We start from the raw sequence: 23,762 nt of genomic DNA on the forward strand, positions 1-23,762 counted from the left end.
CAAAGCCCCTCTCCCCTTGGGAGAGGGGTTTGGGGTGAGGGCTCTACCTTATGGACATGAGAAACGCTATAACATCCGTGGTTACACCCAACCCAAAATGCACGGTTACAAATCCAATATATAGCCAGCACCTAAAAAATGCACCATTGGCGGACAATCAGATATAATTTATAGTGCCATACCCAGCAGATATCTACTCTGTGATATGGTCAAAACGACATCTACCAGGACTAACTGAAAATGACACCACAAGAATTGGTTGACAGATACAAACTAGGTGAACGTGACTTCCCCGGAGTCGATTTATCTTATACTACTTGGCAAGGACATGATTTTAGTGATATTAACTTAGAAGGTGCTGATTTAAGCAACTCTAGCTTTAAAAATATGACCTTTAATCAGGCTAATCTCAAGAATTGTAACTTTAGTGAATCAACTTTCCAATCCGTAAAATTTGTTAATGCAGACTTAACTAATGCCTGTTGTATCAAGTCTGATTTGAACACCATCAATTTTTCTGGGGCAGATTTAACCGGGGCTCAATTCCAGGCATCTCGTCGATTTAGTGATATTAAAAGAGATAAAGCTATTCTCAAAAATGTCAATTTTTCTGGCATTAAAATGTCTGGGGAAAATTGGTCGTATTTAGATTTAGAAGGGTGTAATTTTTCTCGGGTTGATGGATACCGCATCAACTTGGCTGGGTCTAACTGCACAAACTGTAATTTTAAAAATGCAAAACTAGAGGAAGCCATCTTGAAAAAAACTTGTTTAGAGGGTGCTAATTTAAAGCAAGCCAACCTCAAAAAAGCTAATCTGATGAAAGCCAAAGTTAAAAATGCTAGTTTTATTGGAGCTAATTTAACTGATGCTTATGTTTATGCGTCTAACTATCAAGACGCTGAAATAATTGGCGCAATTATGCCAGACGGTGAAGTTGACGACCCTGATGATTATTCGATTGTGGAAGTAGAGGAGTCCGGGGTAAAATCGACTAAGGCAGTATTTATTAATACAGAAAACGCGCCGAAATCTCCTAATAGTCCTCACCAAGCTGTTATAATTAATGACTGTATATATATTGCTGGTCAAATAGCCATAGACCCCCGCCTAAATATTATGTTATGCGATGACGAAATTACCGACCAGACGCGGCGAGTGATGGATAATATTGGGGCAATTTTAACGGCGGCGGGAGTAGGTTGGTCTCAGGTGGTGACAACTACCATCTTTATGATAGACTTGCAGGAAAGCGATCGCATGAATAGCGTTTACTCTGGGTATTTCACCGATGGAAATATGCCAATTTGCACCTGTGTAGCCGTGTCGAAACTCCCCGAAAATGCACGAGTACAAATCAAATGTATAGCCAGCACCTAAAAAATGCACCATTGGCGGACAATCAGATATAATTTATAGTGCCATACCCAGCAGATATCTACTCTGTGATATGGTCAAAACGACATCTACCAGGACTAACTGAAAATGGAAGCACAAAAATTGTTTGACAGATACAAACTAGGTGAACGCGACTTCCCCGGAGTCGATTTATCTTATACTACTTGGAAAGGATGTAATTTGAGTGAGATTAACTTAGAAGGTGCTGATTTAAGCAACTCTGACTTTCAAGAGATGACCTTTGATCATGCTAATCTCAAGAATTGTAACTTTAGTGGGTCAACTTTCCAATCCGTACAATTTGTTAATGCCAACTTAACTAACGCCTGTTTTATCAAGTCTGATTTGCAAACCATAGATTTTTCTGGGGCAGATTTAACCGGGGCTCAATTCGAGGAATCTAGTCGATTTGATGATATTAACATGGCTAAAGCTATAATCAAAAATGTTAATTTTTCTGGTAGTAAAATGTTTTCCATAAATTGGTCGTATTTGGATTTAGAAGGATGTAATTTTTCTGGCATTTATGGATTCCGCATAAACTTGGCTGCAGCTAACTGCAAAAAATGTAATTTTAAAATGGCAAACCTAGAGGAAGCCATCTTGAGAGAGACTTGTTTAGAGGGGGCTAATTTCAAGCAAGCTAACATCAAAACAGCTAATCTAATGAAAGCCAAAGTTAAAAATGCGAGTTTTGTCGGAGCCAATTTAACTGATGCAAATTTGTACCTAACTAACTATCAAGAAGCTCAAATCATTGGCGCAATTATGCCAGACGGTGAAGTTTATGACCTCGATGATGATTTGATTATGGAAGTGGGGGAGTCTGGGAGAAACTCGACTAAGGCAGAATTTATTAATACAGAAAACGCGCCGAAATCTCCTAATAGTCCTCACCAAGCCGTTATCATTAATGACTGTATATATATTGCTGGTCAAATAGCCATAGCCCCCCGCCTAAATATTATGTTATGCGATGACGAAATTACCGACCAGACGCGGCGAGTGATGGATAATATTGGCGCGATTTTAACGGCGGCGGGAGTAGGTTGGTCTAAGGTGATGAAAACGACGATTTTTATGGTAGACTTGCAGGAAAGCGATCGCATGAATAGCGTTTACTCTAGCTATTTTACCGATGGAAATATGCCAATTTGCACCTGTGTAGCCGTGTCGCAACTCCCGGAAAATGCACGAGTCCAAATAGAATGTATAGCCACCTTATAGCATAAAGCAGCCCCCCAGAGGTGGGGGGTTTTGGGTGAGGGAAAACTCAGTTAATCACCAAGGGACTAAACCTGATAATTAATCAACATTAGCCCATTCAGTATGGAAAAACTGACCCCTGGGTTTATCGATACGCTCATAAGTATGAGCGCCAAAATAGTCTCGTTGTGCTTGAGTTAAATTTTGAGGTAAACTCACGCGGCGATAACTATCAAAATAATCCAAAGAAGCACTAAAAGCCGGCACAGGAATACCCATAGTATTTGCAGTTACGAGAACTTCTCGCCAAGCCGACTGACGGTCAAGAATAGTGTGCTTAAACTCCGGCGCAAGTAGCAAATTAGGCAATTGAGGATTTTGGTCATAAGCCTGCTTAATTTTATTCAAAAATCCCGCCCGAATAATGCAGCCTCCCTTCCAAATGCGGGCAATTTCGCCCAAATTCAGATTATAATTAAACTCCTGAGAAGCCTTACCCATAAGCGCCATACCCTGAGCATAAGAGCAGATTTTGGAGCAGTACAAAGCATCACGAACTTTATTGATGAAAGAGGTAACATCACCATCAAAATTAGCACTAGGTCCCGGCAATTCCTGAGAAGCTGCCACCCGTTCATCCTTATAGGAAGAAATAATCCGGCTATTAACAGCAGCAGTAATGGTAGGAATAGAAACGCCCAACTCCAAAGCACTAACGACAGTCCAGCGTCCGGTTCCTTTTTGTCCAGCCGAGTCCAAAACCAAGTCAACGAGAGGCTTGCCGGTTTCGGGGTCTTTTTGCTTAAAAATATCGGCGGTAATTTCAATCAGAAAAGAGTTTAACTCATCGGTAGTGTTCCACTCAGCAAAGACCTCATAAAGCTGTTGTTCATTCAAGCCAATGACATTACGCAGGAGGTCATAGGCTTCTGCAATAAGCTGCATATCGCCATATTCAATGCCATTGTGAACCATTTTGACATAGTGACCCGCGCCGCCAGCGCCAATATAAGTGACACAGGGGCCATCATCAACTTGAGCGGCAATTTTAGTTAAAATAGGTTCAAGGGCTTGATAGGAATTCTGAGTTCCTCCGGGCATTAAACTAGGGCCCCATAGCGCGCCTTCCTCGCCGCCGCTGACACCCATACCCATAAACCCTAAACCAGTAGCTTCGAGTTCCTTGGTGCGCCTCTCAGTGTCCTCATAGAGAGAATTTCCCCCATCGATAATCATATCATCGTGATCGAGGAGGGGTTTCAATTGGTTAATGACGGCATCGACAGGTTTACCCGCCTTGACCATGACGAGGATACGGCGGGGACGTTCGAGGGACGCGACAAATTCTTCGAGGGTGTAGGCGGGTTTGACATTTTTGCCGGGGGCCCGTTTTTGCATAAACTCATCAGTTTTGGCACTGGTGCGGTTGTAAACGGCGACAGGAAAGCCATTGCGTTCAACATTCAGGGCTAGGTTTTCACCCATGACCGCTAGACCAATGACACCAAATTTTTGCTCTGACATAAACTTCCGTATAATGGTTGGCTGATCTGTACTTTAGACTGTATCGTTAATTTTTATAGCAGACGAAGGCGATCGCTTTTTTTTAAAACTCTGGTGCTAATTCTCCCAGCGACTGCACAGACAAGAATGCAACCCGGGGAGTTATATGGACTTTCAGCAGTGGGACATAATTTAAGGCGGCGATAGTTAGGTATTGTCTAGTTAAAAACTCTGTGAATGAAAAAAGGGCGACTTGTAGCCGCCCCAAAAACCAACGAGAATCAAGTTATTTACCGAGATTCAAACCGGCATTTTCTTGACTGTACTCTTCCATTTCAATAGGTACAGAGCGCACATTCCAGATTTCATTACAATACTCTCGAATAGTGCGATCGCTCGAAAACTTAGCCATCCGCAGAGCATTCAAAATAGACATCCGAGTCCACTTATCCTGATCACTGTAAGTTTTAGCGACCTGTTTCTGGCAGTCCACATAAGCCTGATAATCAGCAAAAAGCATATACTGATCATGGTACATGAGAGAATCAAGCAAAGGCTTAAATAACTCTTTATCGCCGTGGGAGAAATAGCCATCAGCAATGCGATCGATTACCGCTTTCAGGGACGGATTACTGCTATAATAATCCCAGGGATTATAACCCTTAGCCTTAGTATCAGCAACTTCCTGTGCAGTCAAACCAAACAGGAAGAAATTTTCCGCCCCAGCTTCTTCGCGGATTTCAATATTAGCACCATCCAAGGTGCCAATAGTCATCGCCCCATTCATAGCAAACTTCATGTTTCCGGTTCCAGAGGCTTCTTTTCCAGCGGTAGAAACTTGTTCTGACAAATCCGCCGCCGGATAGATACGCTGACCCAAAGAAACATTAAAATTGTTGAGGAAAACTACCTTTAAGCGACCTCGAACATCAGGATCATGGTTAATGATATCAGCCACCGAATTAGTTAGCTTGATAATCAACTTCGCCATAAAATAACCAGGGGCAGCCTTACCACCAAAGATAAAAGTACAGGGTACAATATGCTGGTCAGGATTCTGCTTAATCCGATTATACAGGCTGATAATATGCAGCACATTCAAATGCTGACGCTTGTACTCATGAATCCGTTTTACCTGGATATCAAACATCGAATGGGGGTCAACTTCGATGCCATTATGTTCCCAGATATATTGTGCTAACTGTCGCTTATTGTGTAGCTTAACTTCTCGCCACTGCTGACAGAAATCTGGGTCATCAACATATTTTTCCAACTGCTTTAGTTGACTAAGGTCTTTTAACCAACCCTCACCGATTTTGGAGTTGTAAAGTTCAGCCAGTTTAGGATTACACATCAAAATCCAGCGTCGGGGAGTGACACCATTAGTCTTATTAATGAACTTTCCTGGCCACAACTTATAGAAATCCCGGAGAGTGTCTTGTTTCAGGAGTTCGGTATGTAGTGCGGCCACGCCATTAACAGCATGACTACCGACACAAGCCAAATTCGCCATACGGACATATTTTTCCCCGGACTCATCAATCAGAGAAAGACGACTGATCAAATTATCATCACCAGGATACCAACGTTTAACGTCTTCCAAGAAGCGGCGATTAATTTCATAAATAATCTCCAGGTGGCGGGGAAGCAGATATTCAAACAAACCCACAGACCATTTTTCCAAGGCTTCTGGGAGTAAAGTATGGTTGGTATAGGAGAAGGTTTTTTGAGTAACCCGCCAAGCGGTATTCCAATCCATCTCATGTTCATCCATTAACAATCGCATCATTTCAGCGATCGCTACTGCCGGGTGAGTATCATTAAGTTGGATAGCGGCGGTATCATGAAGATTATGTAAGCTAGGATGTCGCAGTAGGTGAGTGCGGATAATATCCTGTAGGGAACAAGAAACAAAGAAAAACTGTTGTTCTAGTCGCAATTGCTTACCTTGGGGGGTGTTATCATTGGGATATAACACCTTAGAGATAGTTTCCGATCGCATTTTTTCAGCGACCGCCCCATCATAGTTGCCAGCATTAAAGGCATCAAAATTGAAATCATCAGAAGCCTCAGCCCGCCACAGACGCAGGGGATTAACGGTATTAGTATCATAACCGGGAACGGGAGTATCATAGGGAATCCCTACTACTCGGTTAGCGGGAATCCAGCGAACCTTATACTCGCCTTTTTCATTATGGTACATTTCCGTATGGCCGCCTAATTTGACCTCAACGGCTTGGTCAGGGTGGGCAATTTCCCAAGGATTACCAAAGCGCAACCATTTATCAGGGACTTCTGCTTGCCATCCATCGCGGATCGCCTGGGTAAAAATCCCAAATTCGTAGCGAATACCATAACCCACGGCCGGAATTTCCAGGGTAGCCAAGGAATCGACGAAGCAAGCGGCTAACCGTCCCAAACCCCCATTACCCAAGCCGGGGTCGGGTTCATGTTCGAGAATTTCATCCAAATCTAACCCAGACTCTTCGACGGCTTGACGTACCCGATCATAAAGATGCAGGTTAATCAGGCTATTACCCATGTGGCGACCCATGAGAAACTCAGCGGAGAGGTAGTAAACTACCTTAACATCTTTCTCCATGTAAGTTTTCATGGTCTTTAGCCAACGATTCAGGAGGCGATCGCGCAAAGTGTAAGCCAAAGCCATATAAAAGTCATCCTGAGTAGCCAGGGACTCATACTTACCTTGAAGATAAAACAGGTTATCTGCAAAAGCCCGTTTTAGAGTTTCCACATTAGTACCTGTGCGATCGTCCTCAATCTGAATCGGACATTGATCGATAGGGATAAGAGGCTGCGTCATAAATTCTCCTTTTCCTGTCTCTCTTGTTGACATATCTCCTCGTCCTGAAGGAGCGAGGATTCCTTGACGCTTCACAGCAATGTGCTACCTAAGTAGTCTTACCCTCGCTCTGCGTCCGTTTAGAGTCTCCCAATGCCCTATGGCGACTATGTTTGATTTTACTCAAGCCCAAAGCTGGTTGTCTTCAGGGATGTAGATTAAGTATGGATCAACTCGGCAATAATTCATAGTCATAACCAAAAACCTTCTGGAAACCCCCCAGACAGCCCCAGACATCCCCCAAAGTTAATCAATCCACCATCGGAACCCTTGAGTAGACAGTCCCATCCATCACACTATCTGGAAACCCTGACAAACTATTCCCAACTATTATAGATTGCCGATTCCCCCGACCCACCGCTATAGTTAGCAGTATATCTGATCCGCCAAATTATGAGTACAATTCCCAAAATCGAATATCTCAAAGTTAGAAATTACCGCGCCTTACAAAATCTCGAATTAAAAAAAATTACTCCCCTCACCGTATTTTTAGGTCCTAACGGCAGTGGCAAATCCACAATTTTTGATGTGTTTGCCTTTCTATCTGAATGCTTCACAGAAAGCCTCAGCAAAGCCTGGGATAGACGGGGTAGATTTCGAGAACTCCGCACCCGAGATAGTCAAGGCTGCATTGTGATTGAATTAAAATATCGAGAAACCTCCGCCTCTCCTTTAATTACCTATCATCTCGCCATCAATGAAGAAAATAATCGCCCTTTGATTGCCGAAGAATGGCTGCATTGGCGACGAGGAGGACAAGGTAAACCCTTCCGTTTTTTGGACTTTAAAAAGGGGGAAGGACAAGTCATTAGTGGGGAAATGCCAGACGAACAAGACGAAAGAATCACGGAACAACTTGACTCACCGGAATTATTAGCAGTTAATACCTTGGGACAATTTGCCAAACATCCCCGGGTTAGTGCTTTAAGGCGGTTCATTACCGGATGGTATTTATCCTATTTAACCGCCGACAATACCCGCAGCATTCCCGAAGCGGGAACCCAAGAAAGATTATCCGCCACCGGGAATAATTTACCTAATGTTATCCAATATTTAAAAGAACAACATCCCCAACGTTTAGAGGCAATCTTAAAAACTTTATCTTCCCGAATTCCTCGCTTAGAAAAAGTGGCAGCATCAATTATGCCAGATGGTCGTTTGTTATTACAAATAAAAGACGCTCCTTTTTCTAATCCAATTCTCGCCAAATTTGCTTCGGACGGCACTTTAAAACTATTGGCATATTTAACTGTATTATATGACCCAAAACCTCCTCAATTAGTCGGCATTGAAGAACCAGAAAATCACTTACATCCGGTTTTATTGCCACAACTGGCTGAAGAATGCCGGACAGCTTCTGCTAATACTCAATTAATGGTAACTACCCATTCTCCGTTTTTTGTGAATAGTTTAAAGCCAGAAGAGTTATGGGTACTGTATCGAGATAATCAAGGTTTTACTCAAGCCAAAAGAACCGCAGATATGCAGGGAGTTAAAGAGTTTATTAATCAAGGTGCCTTACTTGGTTCTCTCTGGATGGAAGATTTTTTTGACGTGGGAAATCCTCTAATAAATCTGTGATTTTTTAACTATAGTTAATCCCCAAAATAGCCCCGGAGGTTTACATTTTTTCTGGCAAATTAGTGGATCAATAACTATCATAATATGATAATATATAAATATGGCGATAATGCGCGGCGCGGATCGCCTTTAATTAATTCCCGGAATTAGCAGATAATGAGTTGGTCAAATCAACCCCCAAAAACTTGGAATCAACGATTAGAGATTTTCATTAATCCCGCCAGTGGTAAAGGTAAATCCCTACAAATATTTGAGCAAATAAAACCCATTTTATCCAACCATAATACCGCATTTAATGTCACCTTTACCAGTTATGCTGGCGACCTCAAAAATCGCATCGAAAATATAGATTTATCCTCAATTGATGGCTTAGTAGTTGTGGGGGGAGATGGTAGCATTCATGAGGTTATTAACGGCTTAATGAACCGTCAAGACTGGGAAAAAGCCATTAAAACACCCCTGGGAATAATCCCCGGTGGCACCAGTAATGGCTTATGTAAAACTCTGCTAGAAGAAGCTGGAGAAACCTATAATGCAATCAATGCTACAATTGCCATTACCAGAGGCAATATTCAACCTCTGGATATTCTGCGGGTTCAACAAGGCGATCGCTTTTATTATAGCATTCTCTCCATAGCCTGGGGATTAATTGCTGCCGTCGATATAAAATCGGATAATCTCCGGTTTTTGGGTTCTTTAAAAACCGATATTTATGCACTATGGGAAATCTTAAAACTGCGTCATTATCGAGGCAAATTATCCCTAATTACTGCCGACTGTGAATCTCCCCTTATAATTGAGGATGATTATATACTGTTATGGGCGATGAATGTTCCTTGGGCAGCTTATAATCTTAATCCCGCACCTCACTCTCACCCCACAGATGGAAATATAGATGTCTTATTAGTGCGGCGTGGTATCTCTAAATTTAACTTAATTAAGGCTTTTTTATTGTGCAATAAAGGACAGCATCTAGCCATCCCAGGAATCGAATATTATAAGCTGCGAGGTTTTCACCTAGACCCCCAAGATGGAGAATTTTTAGCCCTAGACGGGGAACCTATTTCCTCAGCCCCAATTCAAGTTGAAGTCCTACCCAATTTGGCGCGTGTCTTTCATCCTTAAATACCTAGCTATCTGGGAGTTGGTATCTGAGTCCGATTGACTTTTGTCAACTCCTGTGATACTTAGTTTGTCATAAACCAACATTTAGCAACCATCAAAATATGTCAGATACTGTCTACGAAAAATCCTCAGAAATTCCCGAAAATCAAATAGTTTCCCCTCAATCTCCCCTAGACAAAATCCTGCAATTTTTTACCATCAAAATCGCCCAAGCCTTGATTAATGTATCTTGGATAACCCCCAATGGCATCACCTGGACTTCTTTACTAATTGGCGGATTCTTAGCCAGTTTTTTAATCCTAAAAAATTACTATCTTTGGGCAGTGTTAGCCATAGTAATTAGTGGGTTACTAGATTGTTTAGATGGAGACCTAGCTCGGTCTAGGGGTATCGCTTCCGATACCGGAAACTTACTCGATAGTGTATTAGATCGCTATGTAGATTTTTTGATAATATCAGCCCTAATTTTAGGGAACCCTAGGGATAACTTAGTAGTGGGATTAATAGCACTGTTAGGAACTACAATGGTTCCGTATATTCGCGCCAAAAGTGAATCATTAGGTCGCAGCAGTATCGCTAGTATTGGTAGCCGGGCTGTGCGGACAGTTTTGATTATTATAGGACTATTAACCGGGCAAATTTTTCCCCTACTGATAGCTTTGGCGGTAATATCTAATGTGGCAGCTATACATAGATTTGCTCACGCCCTGAACCCAGGGAACGAATAAACCCAACAACTCGAGTCGGGGTGAGTCTCCCAAATGGGTGGATTTATCGATTTATGGCGATCGCCTTTAGTTGTAGAATGAATCAGGATTTCCACAATTGATAGCCCTGACTTAGGCTTTCTGGGTGCGTAACTACAATCTATCTATCTTGACTAGATCGGATGTTGACTTGATCAATAACAAACTACTGAACAGCCCATGGCATCTTCCCGAAAGTACCCACTCACAGCGATTCTGACTGGTATTATAATTAATCTCTCCGCCTGGTTTCCTGGACTGGTGAAAGCCGAAACAATTTTAGGAGTAGTACGTTCCCCATTACCAACAGCAGACTGGAATAGTGTAGAAAGCCGACTACAAAGCAGTCGCATCAACTATCAAACCATTGATATAGATAATCTCAATAGCGCCGAAGCATTACAGGGGCTGCGAGTATTATTCCTTCCCAATGTGGAAGTAATGACCACAGACCAAATTCGTATATTAGAACAATGGGTACAACAGGGCGGGCGGCTAATAGCCAGTGGGACAGTGGGGAACCGTTCAACTCCCTTAGCCCGTGAAAGACTAAGAACCCTAATCGGGTCTTATTGGGCTTTTCCCCTGAGTAACCCAGCCGCGCCGATTACTCAAAGCGATCGCTGTCAAGATCAGATTTGTCGTAATATAACAAACTGGGCCCCCACAGTAAACACCAGTGGAACCGTAGCAGGTGGCGTATTAATTCCCGCCACCCAAGCAAGCTACACCGCCGGAGTTTGGCAGGGTAGTAGCGCTTCCGCCGCCGCCATTGCGACCACCCAGGCTATTTATTTAGGATGGTATTGGGGACGCGGAGAGTCACCAGAAGTAGATACAGCTTGGTTACAGGCTGCTATTAATCGTGACAGCGCCGCCACCCCTCCCCCACAATCCTCTGTAGCCCGGCAAAATACCACCATACAAACCCCCCCACCACGGTCAAATACAGGGACATCAACAACTATTCAAACCCCCCCTCAGCGGTCAAATACAGGGACATCAACAACTATTCAGACCCCCCCACCAGCTAATCGAGTTAGTAACCCCAACCTAGCCTCAGTCAACCCCCGTCCTTCTCTGCTGCAATTATTTACCGACCCCTCGGAACAATCAGCCCCAGCCGGGTTAGAGGTCAAACCAGGTAACGATCCCATTGATAACACTACCGCTATTTTGATGAGGGAGGAATTAGAGAGTCTGTTGGGTAGGTTTGAAAATGCTGTTATAGCTTCGGCTTCTGGTAGTACCCCCATTAACTTGCAGATAGCTTCGGCTGAACCGAAAAATCCAGTGACTACAATTGCTAGTGTCACCACATCTATACCATCAACAAGACAAAATGCGATCGCCCAAGCCCAACAAGCCATTAAACAGTTTCCCGAATTGGTAGCCGCCCAAAATTGGGTAGCAGCCAGAAGATTATGGTTAGATGCGCGTCAAAAATTGTGGGAAAATTACCCCACCGACGGAGAGCGATCGGGCGCAGAAATTCGGGCCGTTTGGCTAGATCGTGGTACAATCGTCGCAGCCAGAGGAGAAGCCGGACTCGCCCAGATATTTGACCGTTTGGCAGATGCCGGAATCAATACCGTATTTTTTGAAACTCTCAACGCCGGATATACTGTCTACCCCTCCCGAGTTGCGCCCGCCCAAAATCCTTTGACCGTCGGTTGGGACCCCTTAGCCGACGCGGTAAAACTAGCAAAAGCTAGGGGTATGGAATTACACGCCTGGGTTTGGGTATTTGCGACCGCTAATCAGCGACACAATGCCGTCTTGCGACAACCTGACAGTTATCTAGGTCCTGTGTTGTCCGCTTACCCGGAATGGGCTAATTTGGATAACCAGGGTCGGACTTGGCACGAAAACGATCGCAAGGCTTACCTAGACCCAGCTAACCGGGAAGTTCGCAGTTATCTATTACGTTTGGTCGGAGAAATTGCCCACAATTATCAGGTTGATGGCATTCATCTCGACTATATCCGCTATCCCTTTCAGGATGCTAACCGTAATTTTAATTTTGGTTATGGTACAGCCTCCAGAACCCAGTTTCGAGATTTAACTGGAGTTGACCCCATTTCTATCACTCCCGGTGATGTGGCATTATGGCAACAGTGGACCCAATTTAGGTCTGACCAGGTGACATCTTTTGTCCGCGATGTCCGACAACTGTTAAACGCCAATTATCCGAATGTGATTCTCTCGGCGGCGGTGTTTCCACACCCGGAAACTGAACGCATTGCTCAAATTCAACAACATTGGGAAGTTTGGGCACGTCAAGGATATCTTGATTTGCTAGTCCCTATGACTTATTCCCTCGATACTAATCGCCTACAGCGCATTACTCAACCTCTCACCGGACCACAACAGTTAGGGCCTACTTTAATCGCCCCCTCCGTCAAACTTTTGGATATTCCTAATGTAGTGGCGATCGACCAAATTCAAGCCCTCAGAGATTTACCTAGTGGTGGCTATTCCATTTTTGCAGTGGAAACCATTGATAGCAACTTGCAGGGATTTTTGCGCCGCACTCAAAATAATGGCGGGAATCATAGCGCCATTATCCCCTACCGTCAGCCTCTCCAAGCTGCCAGCGATCGCTATTTAGCCCTCAAGCGAGAGTGGAGTTTTCTCCTCGCTAATGACCAACTCTGGATCAGGGAATCTCAACTAAGCAGCTTTAGAAACCAAGCAGAAGTTTTAGCACAGGCTTTGCAAAATTTGGCTGAGTCCCCCAACCCTCAAGCCTTGAGTCGCGCTCAACGAGAATTAGCTACTTTTCAATCTCAATTTAACGGTTATATGACCCTCCACGCTAGGGAAAAACCCTACCAAGTCAAAAGTTGGGAAAATCGATTGGCTAGTTTAGATATGCTGTTAAGATACGGCGCACACAGACTAAACTGATAATGTATGCGATGGATGCGATCGCGATCGGGGCCGCTTCCACTGCTAACTAAATCTGAAGGCGGGTTGATTAACTAACCCGCCCTCTGACTCTGACCACAGGATCTATGAATCCTAACCGGACAATTTTCGGTATATTTAATTTAAGCCGATTCGTGCTTGCGTCGCCAAGCCGGATGCCAGAGAACCTCTGCAGTTGACCGTTTTTCTACCATTTCCTTAGTAATCACACAACTGTTAACATCCTTGCGGGAGGGTAACTCATACATTACCTCTAACATTAACTCTTCTAAAATCCCGCGCAATGCACGAGCCCCCGTTTTACGTCGGTAGGCTTCTTTGGCGATCGCAATTAAAGCATCAGGTTCAAACTCCAAAGAAACATTATCCATTTTCAGCAGTTGTTTATACTGCTTAACCAAAGCATTATGAGGCTCAGTCAAGATTTTCACCAGCGCTTCCTCATCAAGAGGAGAAATCACAGTCAGGACTGGAACCCGACCGATAAACTCAGGAATCAGGCCAAATTTCACCAAATCTTGAGGTTCCACATTTTGGAGAACTTCCGTGGAGTCCACAGATGTTTTAACCCCCTCTTCTTCTGGCTTCACCCCCGGTTGAATAAAGCCCAAGGATTTTTTACCCATGCGTTGTTCAACCACCTTATCGAGACCCACAAAAGCTCCGCCGCAGATAAACAGAATCTTGCTCGTATCAATTTGGATAAAATCTTGATAGGGGTGCTTCCTTCCTCCCTGGGGTGGCACATTAACCACAGTTCCCTCTAATATTTTTAACAGAGCTTGTTGCACCCCTTCCCCAGAAACATCTCGCGTGATGGAAGTATTTTCACTTTTGCGGGCAATTTTATCAATTTCGTCGATATAGACAATTCCCTGCTGCGCCGCTTCGATATCGAAATCAGCTACCTGTAGCAACCGCAGTAGGATATTTTCCACATCATCCCCCACATAGCCAGCTTCTGTCAGCGTAGTAGCATCAGCCACCGCAAAGGGAACATCCAGGAGTTTAGCCAGAGATTCTGCTAGGAGAGTTTTACCACATCCAGTCGGCCCCATTAGTAGAATATTCGACTTCTGTAATTCTACCTGCTCGTCGCTATAGCCTTGGGTTTCGTCAAAGCCTTGATTGCTAATGTTTTCAGCATCTACACTAAGACGCTTGTAGTGATTGTAGACTGCCACTGATAAGACTTTTTTGGTATTGTTTTGGCCAATGACGTGCTGATCCAGGTACTGTTTGATTTCCACTGGCTTAGGAAGTTCTGTTAGGGGTGTTAGTCTCGTTGGGGAAGGAGATGGTCTAGTTTCTACACCTAGACCCGGTTGTGGTTTATTTCCAGCCCTTTCTGAAAACTCTTCTTCCAGGATTTCATTACAAAGTTCCACACACTCATCGCAGATATAGACCCCGGGGCCTGCGATTAACTTGCGAACTTGTTCCTGAGATTTGCCACAAAAAGAACACCGTAAATGGGAATCATACCTGGACATATTTAACCTTATTGTCGATAGTTTCTAGCTTTTCTGGGGGAAAAAAAATCTTTAAGTAAATCTAAAGATTCAGTCATTTCGCCCCTGTTGGGTTTTCTAGCCGTGTTTTGCTCTACCTTAAACTTAACATTTAATCATGCTAATGTGGTAGCTAATACTGTTAAAAGATGTTGCTAACTATTTGACCAGCCAACAACCAAGATCAACAGGGATGGGTTGACAGGTGGGGGTAAATTATGATATATTTCACCTACGTGATCATCTTTCATGATAACAGAGGTAAATTGAAAAAGCAACCCAAGTCCTGCTCCCAGGGTCAACTCACGCGCTGATTGATAATTAACGATCGCGTAAAACCTTTAATAGAGTCGTCATGGTGTGAGGTAGGGGTGCGATCGCTTCTATTAATTCCCCGGAAGTGGGATGCTGTAGCGTCAGTTTCCAGGCGTGGAGGGCTTGTCCGGGGAGGTTGACTCCTACGGAGCGACCTTTTCCATAGACGCGATCGCCCACGATAGGATGACCAATGCTGGCGCTGTGAACGCGAATTTGGTGGGTGCGACCTGTCTCTAGTTCAAATTCTATCAAAGTATAGTTTCCCAGGCGTTCCTGGACCTGCCAGCGGGTGATAGCGCTACGTCCGCCTTGGTGTTCGGGTACAATTGCCATTTTTTTGCGATCGCTGTGGTGGCGACCTATAGGCTGGTCAATGACACCGGAGGTAGTTTTAGGGACACCATAAATGATGCCCAAATACTGGCGGCGGGCGGTTTTAGCCTGAATTTGAGCCTGTAGGTGTTGGTGGGCGTGGTCAGTTTTGGCGATCGCGATCGCTCCCGTGGTATCTTTATCTAGGCGATGAACTATGCCGGGACGCTGTACGCCGCCAATACCAGCTAAGGTTTCACAATGGGCTAATAGGGCGTTGACTAGGGTATCGTTTGCGTGTCCTGGGGCGGGATGAACTACCAAGCCAGCCGGTTTATTTATGATGAGTAGTTCTTCGTCTTCATAGAGTATATCTAGGGGGATATTAGTAGCCTTTAATTCCAAGGGAATGGCTGGGGGGATTTCCACTTGAATGCGATCGCCAATTTGAACTGTAGCCTTTTTCGACGTACAGGGGGAATTATTTACCCAAACATGACCCGACGAAATTAAGGCTTGTAAACGGGATCTAGACAACTGCTGCACCCTTTCTGATAACCACCTATCCAGGCGTTGATTTTCCCCATCTTGCTCTTCACAAATTAATTCAATAACCATAGATTTTTAAATTTTACTGTCTGTTTCCACAATAATATCCCATCTTTCTAAGGTTGTGCCTAAAATTCGGTCTAATTCAGTTAAAGAGTTGAGGTAATCAATTTGGGCATTTAATTCCGCATTTTGGGCGTTAACTAAATCATCTTGAAACCGGACTAAATCGACTACCGAAGTATTCCCCACACCTAGCCTAATCTTTTCTTCTTCGTTATTTAGTTCCTGTCTCCTCAATTCTGTCAACTCTTTAGCCAACTCTAATTTTTGATAATTATCCCGAACATCCCGCACAGCATTAGCTACATTAATATCAATTTGTTGTCTTTCTTCTTCCAAATCGTTTTGGGCTTGAATTAGACTAATGCGACGGCGTTCAAACTCTTGTTCAATAGTGCGATCGCCCAATTCTTTACTAAACACAATTCCCGCCCTTAATTCCGTTCTATCTTCCACAAGATTGGGGGAGGGGTTGTGTCGAAGTCCTGTATCAAAATCAATCTGCCATCGGCGATTATTTTCAGCTACTATTAAAGCAGTTTCTGCCTTTTCTATTTCTAGTTTTGCTTGTAAATAATCCGGTCTATTTACTAAAGCAATTTCGCGAAATTCTGGAAATTCTGGCATGGCTAGTTCATCCAAATCGATTTGGACAGCCACCGGAATAATATCCTGCTCCAAATCCAGAATATTCAATAATGCTAATTGTTGTCTTTTCAGGTTATTTTGAACATCTAAAAGGCTAATTTCATTATTTTTAACTCCTCGTTGGGCGGGGATTAAGTCAATAGCCGGAAGACGACCTACATTGATTAAAAACTGAGTGTTTTCTACTTGTTGTTGAGAGGAAGCCAAGGACTGCGCTTGAATTTTGACCCTTTCCTGGGCTTGGATTAAATTTCTATAGGCTAAAATCGCCTGGGTGATTTGGTCAATCAAAGTATTTTTGAGGTTTAAAATATTAATCGCTTCATCAAGGCGAGCAATTTTAATCGAGGCGCGATTTACTTCCATCCCACCATCTCTTAAAAGGGGTTGTCGGAAGGATAATTCTAAATTCTGTCTTAATCTATTTTCCGCATTAAAGCTGCTTCCTTGTCTCTCGCCGCGACCTGTCCAGCCCATATTTAACTCTCCCCCTGTGGGAATTTTGATAACCATTTGGGCTCCTAAAACTAAGCCTGATGTCATAGAAATACTTTGTCCCCCCTGTTGAATATCTTGCCATTCAATTGATAAATTGGGGGTAAACTCTGGGGAAAATTTATCTTCGGCTACTTGTAAATCTCGACGCTGTATAATTCGTTGTAGGTACTGATTTTTAATGTTTCTATTATTAGCCAGGGTCAGAAATACCACATCTTGTATAGTTAATTGGACACCATTCTCTTGATTTTCTGGGATAAACTGGCGAATTTCTGGGGAGGGTGTACTTTCATTTTGAGGGGAATTAATGACGGGTTGAGATTGACTAAATTGGGGGAAAATTTCTATGCCATTTAACCAATTATCTAGGGTATTATTGACACTATATTCTGCTGATTGGGGGAGAGTTGCGGCAATGGCTGGTTCAGGTTGGGGGTTAGCGATCGCCTTTTGATTGCTATCTCTTTCTGAGGAATATTCTGGGGAGATAATCTCTGAATTAAGCCCATTTGGCGAGGGTTCAGCTTCTACTTTTAACGGAGATAACCGGGCTATATTTCCCAGAATTCGGGGAAGTTTAAACCGAGTTTTTTCTGTGGTATTATTTTCTGGGTTGATGGTGGAATGCGGTGAAGTTTCGGGAAGGTCGGGAGGGGTGATTGATGGCGTGTTACGGGAGGCGTTAGCTTGGGGAACTGGAGGAGTTTCTAAGCTGATAGCTAAGGTAATACATAAACCTGATGTGGCGATCGCAATTAGTAAAAATCTCAGCCACCAAAAGCGATCGCTCATTGTTGTGAATGGTTCGGGATTTTTAGCCATAATTACTGTCCCTTTAATGCTTTCACTGGGTCTAGTTTACTGGCGCGGAGGGCGGGAAAGAACGCCGCCCCTACCCCCACTAATACGGAGGAACTCAGGGCGATTATAGCAGTTTCGTGGTCAAATTCGTATGGTAAGTTAAACTGTTCTGTAACTACTATAGTCGCGCCGTGAACAGTGGCGATCGCTATAGTTCCACCCATTAAGCTCAAAATCGCCGCCTCTACAATAAACTGTAGCATAACATCGAGTTGTGTAGCTCCAATAGCTCGTCTTAATCCAATTTCGGGGGTACGTTCAATCACAGAAGCAATCGTAACATTAGCAATTCCCACCCCTCCTACAATTAAGGATATTGCACCTACAACTAGCAACGCTTGGGAAACTGATTCGAGGGTTTTCTGTTGTTCTAAAATATCGTTAATATTTTGCCAACCTCGATATTCTTGGGTGGGAACTCGTTGTTTTAAAAGAGCGATCGCTTGCTGTTCTATTTGGTCAATTTCTTCTAGGTTTTTTACCCCTACAGTGATATTATGTAAATGACGCGCTCCCGTCGCCGCCGCATCTAATGGTAGAGGTATCAGCAATAACCCCTGTTGACCTGACCGTGATGATATTTCTCTAGTTTCAGCAACTCCCACTATAGTATAAGGTCGATTTTGAATATACACTGATTGGTTAATCGGGTCAAGATTTCCAAATAGTTCAATTGCCAAAATTTCATCAACGATAATCACGGGTCGATATTGCAAAAAGTCAGTTTCATTAAAAAAACGACCTTTGACCATGCGGCGACCGGAGGTTATTTGGTATTCCAAAGAAACAGCTAATTTTGATTCTGGATTAATACTGCGATCTTGAAATAAAACCGAATTAATCCACCAAGCACTTCGTTGACCAGCAATGGCGGTTACACCCGTTAATCGACTCTGTAAAAACTCTAAATCACTAAGGTTCAAGCCCTGAAATTCAACCCCCCTTCTCCAGGCTGGAGACAATCTAATTACTGGGGCTTCTCTAGCTGCAATTTGTTTAGCAATTACTGATTCCGAAATATTCCGAACTTGTAGAGTCGCCGTCACTGCTGCTACTCCCATAAATACCCCCACCGCTGACAGAGTAGACCGGAGAGGATTACCCATTAATGACTGACAACTTAAACCGAATAAATTTAATAGAGATAAACTCATGAATTGATTGGATGATTAACTGTGGTATAATTTGGCATAAACGATAAATTTATTGAGGCTCATATATAACCAATTTACCTGGTTCTAAGTTGTGGTTTATGGGAGGAGAAATAACTAAATCTCCTGAATTTAAACCCGAGGTAATTTCTACTTGTAGTAATCCTTCGAGTCCGAGGGTGACAGGCTGCTTTTGGGCGGTATTATTATCATCTAACACCCACACATAGCGAGAGTTTCTCTCTCTTTGGATTAATTCTGTATTGAGAACCACAACATTTTCTCGTTGATTTAAGACAATTTCTACACTAACTGGACTTCCGGGAATTAAACGTCCGGTGGGTCTATCTAATTTAACAGTAGCAAAAACTGAGGCTTGTCCTGAACCTGAGTCTTGATTTCCTTCCGACTGTCGGGTGGCGAGATCAACCTGGTCTACTCGTCCTGTAAATACTTCAGGATTAGGCCCTATTTCGGTAACACGGACTAATTGATTTTGTCTAACTTGAACGGCGTTAAGGGTTGATAATTGCAGTCTAACGATTTCCTGATTAGGGTCGCCTAATGTGATTAAATCGTGACCACGATTGAGTCCATCTCCCTCTCTAACGTTGATATTCAGTACCACTCCATTAATAGGAGATGTAATCACAAAATTTTGTAATTTAAGTGCTTCCTCTTGATATTCTATTTGCAGGCGTTCTAGTTCACTGAGGCTTTGTCTCAAGGTGCTTTGCGCCTGTCTTAGCCTAATCTCAGACTCTACCACTGGGGAAGTGTTAACTGTAGTAGAAACGGTGATTAATTCGGCTTTAGCTGATGCTAATTCCATCAAGGTAGTATTGAGGTCATGTTTGGCGTTTCTTAATGCGGTGGTTTGCTGACGTACACTTTCTTCTCCCCGTTCAATTTCTTGTTGTGCAACAAATCCTCTTTCTAGGAGTTCTCGGCTGCTGGCTAATTCCTCCTCAGCCGCTGCTAATTCTATCTCAGCTTCTTCGACTTTTTCGCGATGGCGATTAACCTGAGATTCAAGTCTCTGAATTTTTAAATCTTGTACGGTTTTTTGGGAGGCTAATTCTTGCTGATATTGTGCTTGGTCAATTTGTAACTGACGTTGGGAGGCGGTTAGTTGTTCTTGGGCTTCGGCTACTTCTTGGCGATGGCGTTCTACAGTAATTTCCTGTTTTTGGATTTCTAGCTGTTTCTTTTGTAAAATGGTTTGTTGGTTGGGGTTGCGTAAAGTCATAAGTTGTTGACCTTGGGTGACACGATCGCCTACTTGTACTAAAATGTTTTCAACCGCACCATCTTCAGGAGATTTAATGCTACGCTGTCCGCCTAGTTCTAAAATTCCGCCTTCATTAATGCGATCTTCGACATCTCCGAGTTGGACAGGAATTACCTCGGCGGAAATGGGTGCTGGTGGTCGATTTTGGATAAGGTCATAACCCAAAACTCCACCCACTCCGACGACAGCGAATAGGGCGGAACCCATGATCCATTTGAGACCCCGCTGATAGGCTTGTTTGGCAGGATAATCTACAATAGACACAGTATCAAAGTTGCTGTTTGAGCTAACCTATAGTAGTTGGCAATCGCTTTTGAGGTGTTTTCCAGCTTGATCGATGGCAGCAATAGCTCATCGATGGTACTAATTACGATATGATAGCAAACTAACACTGTCTGCCCTAAAGAAAACCGGGTAATGCCGCTAACATACTGTATATGGCAGTTAATATAGCTGTTAGGAGTCCCCTCGCGTCAAGTTAAGTTGTCCACCAGGAGTAGTCTGAGGGGACTACTTGATCAGTTGTTAAGGTTCCTACCTGCTTTTTTTTGTGATTTTGTTCAACGGGGTCAATATGTACAAGAACTTGGATAATGTTCCGCCCATGACCAGCGAAGATATCCCCGAAGCGATTCGAGATACTCCCAAGTCTGATAATAGTAACCTGGGTAAGTCTAAGCGATCGCCAAAATTTTGGCAGTGGTTAGCCCTGGCTATAGCAGCCTTTGGGGTGGCGATCGCCCTCAACTACCAATTTGGGATTTTTGTGGTAGATCGCACCTCTATCAACCTCTCAGCATCAGAAACAACTGATGCTATGCAACCGCCACCAACAACTAACCCACTACCCACACCATCGGTTATCCCTAACCAAGTGTCCCAACTACCAGTTAATCTTCTGGGACATCTTCCCTATGAGGAAGCGCCCGAGAGTGAACTGAAAAATATTACCGCTGATGGTGTAATCAGGTTACGTCGCGCCGCCGCTTATGCCTTTTTGGAAATGACTGATGCAGCCAGAAGAAGCGGCATTATTTTGGTTCCGATATCTGGGTTTCGGGGTTTGGAAGATCAGGAATTTTTGTTTTTTGACATCAAAGCCCAAAGGGGACAAGTTCCCAGTCAACGCGCCCAAGTAAGCGCCCCTCCTGGCTACAGTGAACATCACACCGGCTATGCTATTGATGTGGCTGATGCTAATTTTCCCGATACGGATCTCAGAGAGACTTTTGATCAAACTCCGGCTTTTAAATGGCTACTGGATAATGCGGCTTTCTATAGTTTTGAGCTATCATTTCCGAAAGATAACCCCCTGGGGGTGAGTTATGAACCCTGGCACTGGCGTTATGTGGGCGATCGCCATAGTTTAGAAACCTTCTATAAAGCGCGGTCTATAGATGTAGCGTCTCCCTCTGACCTAGTGAACGGTGACAATTGATAATAAGTGATAAATGCGGGATACTTCTTTAAATCTGATTGCGATTACTATCTTTACCCTGACTTTAACTACCCTGGTAGCGCCTCTGTTGGAGATATCGGCGGCGGTTCCAGCCGGGATGGTTTTTGTATTATTGGGATTGGCTACTCTGGATACTTTTAGCCTACAGGGTCAAGGATCGACTATTTTAGTGGATTGGTTGGCGGGGGCTTCTGGTTCTCGGCGCGATCGCATTGTCCACCACGAAGCTGGTCACTTTTTGATGGCTTATTTGTTGGGTGTTCCGGTGGAAGGATATGCACTGACGGCTTGGGAAGCCTTTAGACAAGGACAAAAAGCCCAAGGAGGAGTCCGCTTTAATGATGTCGAGTTGATGGAACAACTTAACCATGGGGTGATTTCTTCAGAGGCGATCGATAAATACTGTAAGGTGTGGATGGCGGGTATCGCTGCCGAAATTTTGGTTTATGATCAGGCTCTCGGGGGAGTTTCCGATCGCCAGAATATTAGGCGGTTATGGACTCAATTAAGGCGCTCACCTCAAGATGCTCAAATTAAGGAACGCTGGGCTATCTTACAGGCTCAAACTTTGCTCAAACAAAACTGGTGTACCTATGAAGCCTTGGCGGCGGCTATGGCTGAGGGTGCTTCTGTGGCTGAGTGTTATGGGTTAATTGGCGATCGCAAAGCCAGTTAATCCAAATATCCTCAAAATATCCTCAAATAGTGATTTCATTGACCAAACGCTTAGTGAAAAACGCGATAAATTAGATGTCAAAAGTCAATGGACACCCCTTGCTGTTTTCATAAACAGGTAAGGATAAGGATGTGGAGTGGGACAGGCTGATGACCTTTGAGGATATCTATCGATTTTTTCAAGACCCGCCGCCGATTTATCTAAATCGGGAGTTAGCGGTGTGCTATGTCTTATCGGTGTTTTTGGGTGAAGACTCCTATGGAACTGAGTTGATTAAACGCTTAGAGCAAGAATATAGGATCTATCGTCTGTCAGATACAGTTCTCTATAGCGCTTTGAAGTTTTTGGAACGGGAGGGAACTATTAGCGGATACTGGAAAAAGGTTGACGGTCGAGGAAGACCCCGCCGAATGTACCAAGTTTTACCCGAGTGTCGTCCCCTAGCCAAAGAACTGGCTCAACTGTGGTATGACTACACCAATAGCCGTAAAATAGTCTAGTGTAGTGTCCGCTAGTCGTTCCCGAAATTTATGACCATTCCTGTTATTCCATCGACTTTTTTTCTGACCCTGTTATTGGCTGTCGGTCTGTTTTTCTTTATCAAGGCTTCGGTTAAGGAGCGAACTGAGCAGCAAACTATCTGTGTCCCCGAAGACGCGGACACTCTCTTAGACCAAATTCAGAATTATTTTCACTCGCGAGCCTACCGTGCGATCGCTATTGATCGCCAGGAAAATTCGATCACCTATGAAGGCTTAGTCCGCCCTAGCTGGTTCATGGCCATTTTCCTCACCCTGTTAACCGCTGTTGGTAGCCTGTGTTTGGGTTTGGTGTTGTCAATGGCTATCCCCGCTTCTGGCTATGGTTTTCTCGCCCTGGTGCTGTTGTCTCCTCTGGCTGGCTTTTTTTATTGGCAAAAGGCCAAGCGACCAGAGCAGGTGTTCCTACAACTGGAAGCCGTCAGAAGTTCTGAGAGCAGAACCGAGAGTCTGATTCGGGTTACAGCCCATAGAGATGAACTGGCTACCTTAAAACAAGCTCTCGCTTCTAAGCAATCAGAGAACATTTAAGG

The 23,762-nt window shown here is 43.8% G+C and carries 17 protein-coding genes; 10 read left to right on the forward strand and 7 right to left on the reverse strand.

What is annotated here, in order from left to right; genetic code table 11:
* Positions 1 to 240: 240 nt before the first annotated feature.
* Together P5674_RS13045 and P5674_RS13050 are read left to right on the forward strand one after the other, a co-directional pair.
* Positions 241 to 1,380 carry a Rid family detoxifying hydrolase gene (locus P5674_RS13045; protein ID WP_014275795.1) on the forward strand — a complete coding sequence of 380 codons (1,140 nt, stop codon included), beginning with the start codon at positions 241 to 243 and terminating at the stop codon, positions 1,378 to 1,380.
* A 105-nt stretch (positions 1,381 to 1,485) separates the two neighbouring features.
* Entirely contained in the window at positions 1,486 to 2,625 is a 1,140-nt protein-coding gene (locus tag P5674_RS13050; RefSeq protein WP_014275796.1) for a Rid family detoxifying hydrolase, read from the forward strand.
* A gap of 78 nt (positions 2,626 to 2,703) precedes the next feature.
* Here P5674_RS13050 and gnd read toward each other — a convergent pair whose 3' ends face one another.
* Positions 2,704 to 4,128, reverse strand: coding sequence for a decarboxylating NADP(+)-dependent phosphogluconate dehydrogenase (gnd, locus tag P5674_RS13055; protein WP_006619367.1), 1,425 nt, complete (start codon positions 4,126 to 4,128; stop codon positions 2,704 to 2,706).
* A 265-nt stretch (positions 4,129 to 4,393) separates the two neighbouring features.
* Entirely contained in the window at positions 4,394 to 6,931 is a 2,538-nt protein-coding gene (locus P5674_RS13060; protein WP_006619366.1) for a glycogen/starch/alpha-glucan phosphorylase, read from the reverse strand.
* Between the two features lie 432 nt (positions 6,932 to 7,363).
* Between P5674_RS13060 and P5674_RS13065 the strand changes: the two genes are divergently transcribed.
* From P5674_RS13065 to P5674_RS13080, 4 genes are all read left to right on the forward strand, one after another.
* Complete coding sequence (locus P5674_RS13065; protein WP_006619365.1) at positions 7,364 to 8,551, forward strand: AAA family ATPase; 1,188 nt, start codon at positions 7,364 to 7,366, stop codon at positions 8,549 to 8,551.
* A 156-nt stretch (positions 8,552 to 8,707) separates the two neighbouring features.
* Positions 8,708 to 9,676: a diacylglycerol kinase family protein gene (locus tag P5674_RS13070; RefSeq protein ID WP_014275799.1), complete on the forward strand. Its 969-nt coding sequence runs from the start codon at positions 8,708 to 8,710 to the stop codon at positions 9,674 to 9,676.
* 101 nt (positions 9,677 to 9,777) lie between these two features.
* Positions 9,778 to 10,404: a CDP-alcohol phosphatidyltransferase family protein gene (locus P5674_RS13075; protein ID WP_006619363.1), complete on the forward strand. Its 627-nt coding sequence runs from the start codon at positions 9,778 to 9,780 to the stop codon at positions 10,402 to 10,404.
* Positions 10,405 to 10,602: 198 nt separating this feature from the next.
* Positions 10,603 to 13,332, forward strand: a complete 2,730-nt coding sequence (locus tag P5674_RS13080) for a glycoside hydrolase family 10 protein (RefSeq protein WP_014275800.1) — start codon at positions 10,603 to 10,605, stop codon at positions 13,330 to 13,332.
* Positions 13,333 to 13,475: 143 nt separating this feature from the next.
* Here P5674_RS13080 and clpX read toward each other — a convergent pair whose 3' ends face one another.
* The 5 genes from clpX to P5674_RS13105 form a co-directional block, all read right to left on the reverse strand.
* Positions 13,476 to 14,846: an ATP-dependent protease ATP-binding subunit ClpX gene (clpX, locus tag P5674_RS13085; RefSeq protein ID WP_006619361.1), complete on the reverse strand. Its 1,371-nt coding sequence runs from the start codon at positions 14,844 to 14,846 to the stop codon at positions 13,476 to 13,478.
* Between the two features lie 339 nt (positions 14,847 to 15,185).
* A complete protein-coding gene (locus tag P5674_RS13090) occupies positions 15,186 to 16,112 on the reverse strand; it encodes an RluA family pseudouridine synthase (protein WP_006619360.1) in 927 nt (308 codons plus the stop codon).
* A gap of 6 nt (positions 16,113 to 16,118) precedes the next feature.
* Entirely contained in the window at positions 16,119 to 18,074 is a 1,956-nt protein-coding gene (locus tag P5674_RS13095; protein WP_315670034.1) for a TolC family protein, read from the reverse strand.
* 2 nt (positions 18,075 to 18,076) lie between these two features.
* The gene (locus P5674_RS13100) at positions 18,077 to 19,267 is read right to left on the reverse strand and encodes an ABC transporter permease (RefSeq protein ID WP_006619358.1); all 1,191 of its coding nucleotides are present in this window, start codon (positions 19,265 to 19,267) and stop codon (positions 18,077 to 18,079) included.
* Positions 19,268 to 19,316: 49 nt separating this feature from the next.
* Positions 19,317 to 20,819, reverse strand: coding sequence for an efflux RND transporter periplasmic adaptor subunit (locus P5674_RS13105; protein WP_006619357.1), 1,503 nt, complete (start codon positions 20,817 to 20,819; stop codon positions 19,317 to 19,319).
* A gap of 340 nt (positions 20,820 to 21,159) precedes the next feature.
* Between P5674_RS13105 and P5674_RS13110 the strand changes: the two genes are divergently transcribed.
* From P5674_RS13110 to P5674_RS13125, 4 genes are all read left to right on the forward strand, one after another.
* On the forward strand, positions 21,160 to 21,993 hold the full coding sequence (locus tag P5674_RS13110; protein ID WP_006619356.1) for a M15 family metallopeptidase: 834 nt from the start codon (positions 21,160 to 21,162) through the stop codon (positions 21,991 to 21,993).
* A 13-nt stretch (positions 21,994 to 22,006) separates the two neighbouring features.
* Positions 22,007 to 22,690 (forward strand): hypothetical protein, encoded by a 684-nt coding sequence (locus P5674_RS13115; RefSeq protein WP_006619355.1) that lies wholly within the window; start codon positions 22,007 to 22,009, stop codon positions 22,688 to 22,690.
* Between the two features lie 149 nt (positions 22,691 to 22,839).
* Positions 22,840 to 23,190 (forward strand): PadR family transcriptional regulator, encoded by a 351-nt coding sequence (locus P5674_RS13120; protein WP_006619354.1) that lies wholly within the window; start codon positions 22,840 to 22,842, stop codon positions 23,188 to 23,190.
* A gap of 30 nt (positions 23,191 to 23,220) precedes the next feature.
* A complete protein-coding gene (locus P5674_RS13125) occupies positions 23,221 to 23,760 on the forward strand; it encodes a cofactor assembly of complex C subunit B (RefSeq protein ID WP_006619353.1) in 540 nt (179 codons plus the stop codon).
* Positions 23,761 to 23,762 lie beyond the last annotated feature (2 nt).

The sequence above is a fragment of the Limnospira sp. PMC 289.06 genome (assembly GCF_032350395.1).
In the GTDB taxonomy this organism is placed as follows: Bacteria; Cyanobacteriota; Cyanobacteriia; order Cyanobacteriales; family Microcoleaceae; genus Limnospira; species Limnospira platensis.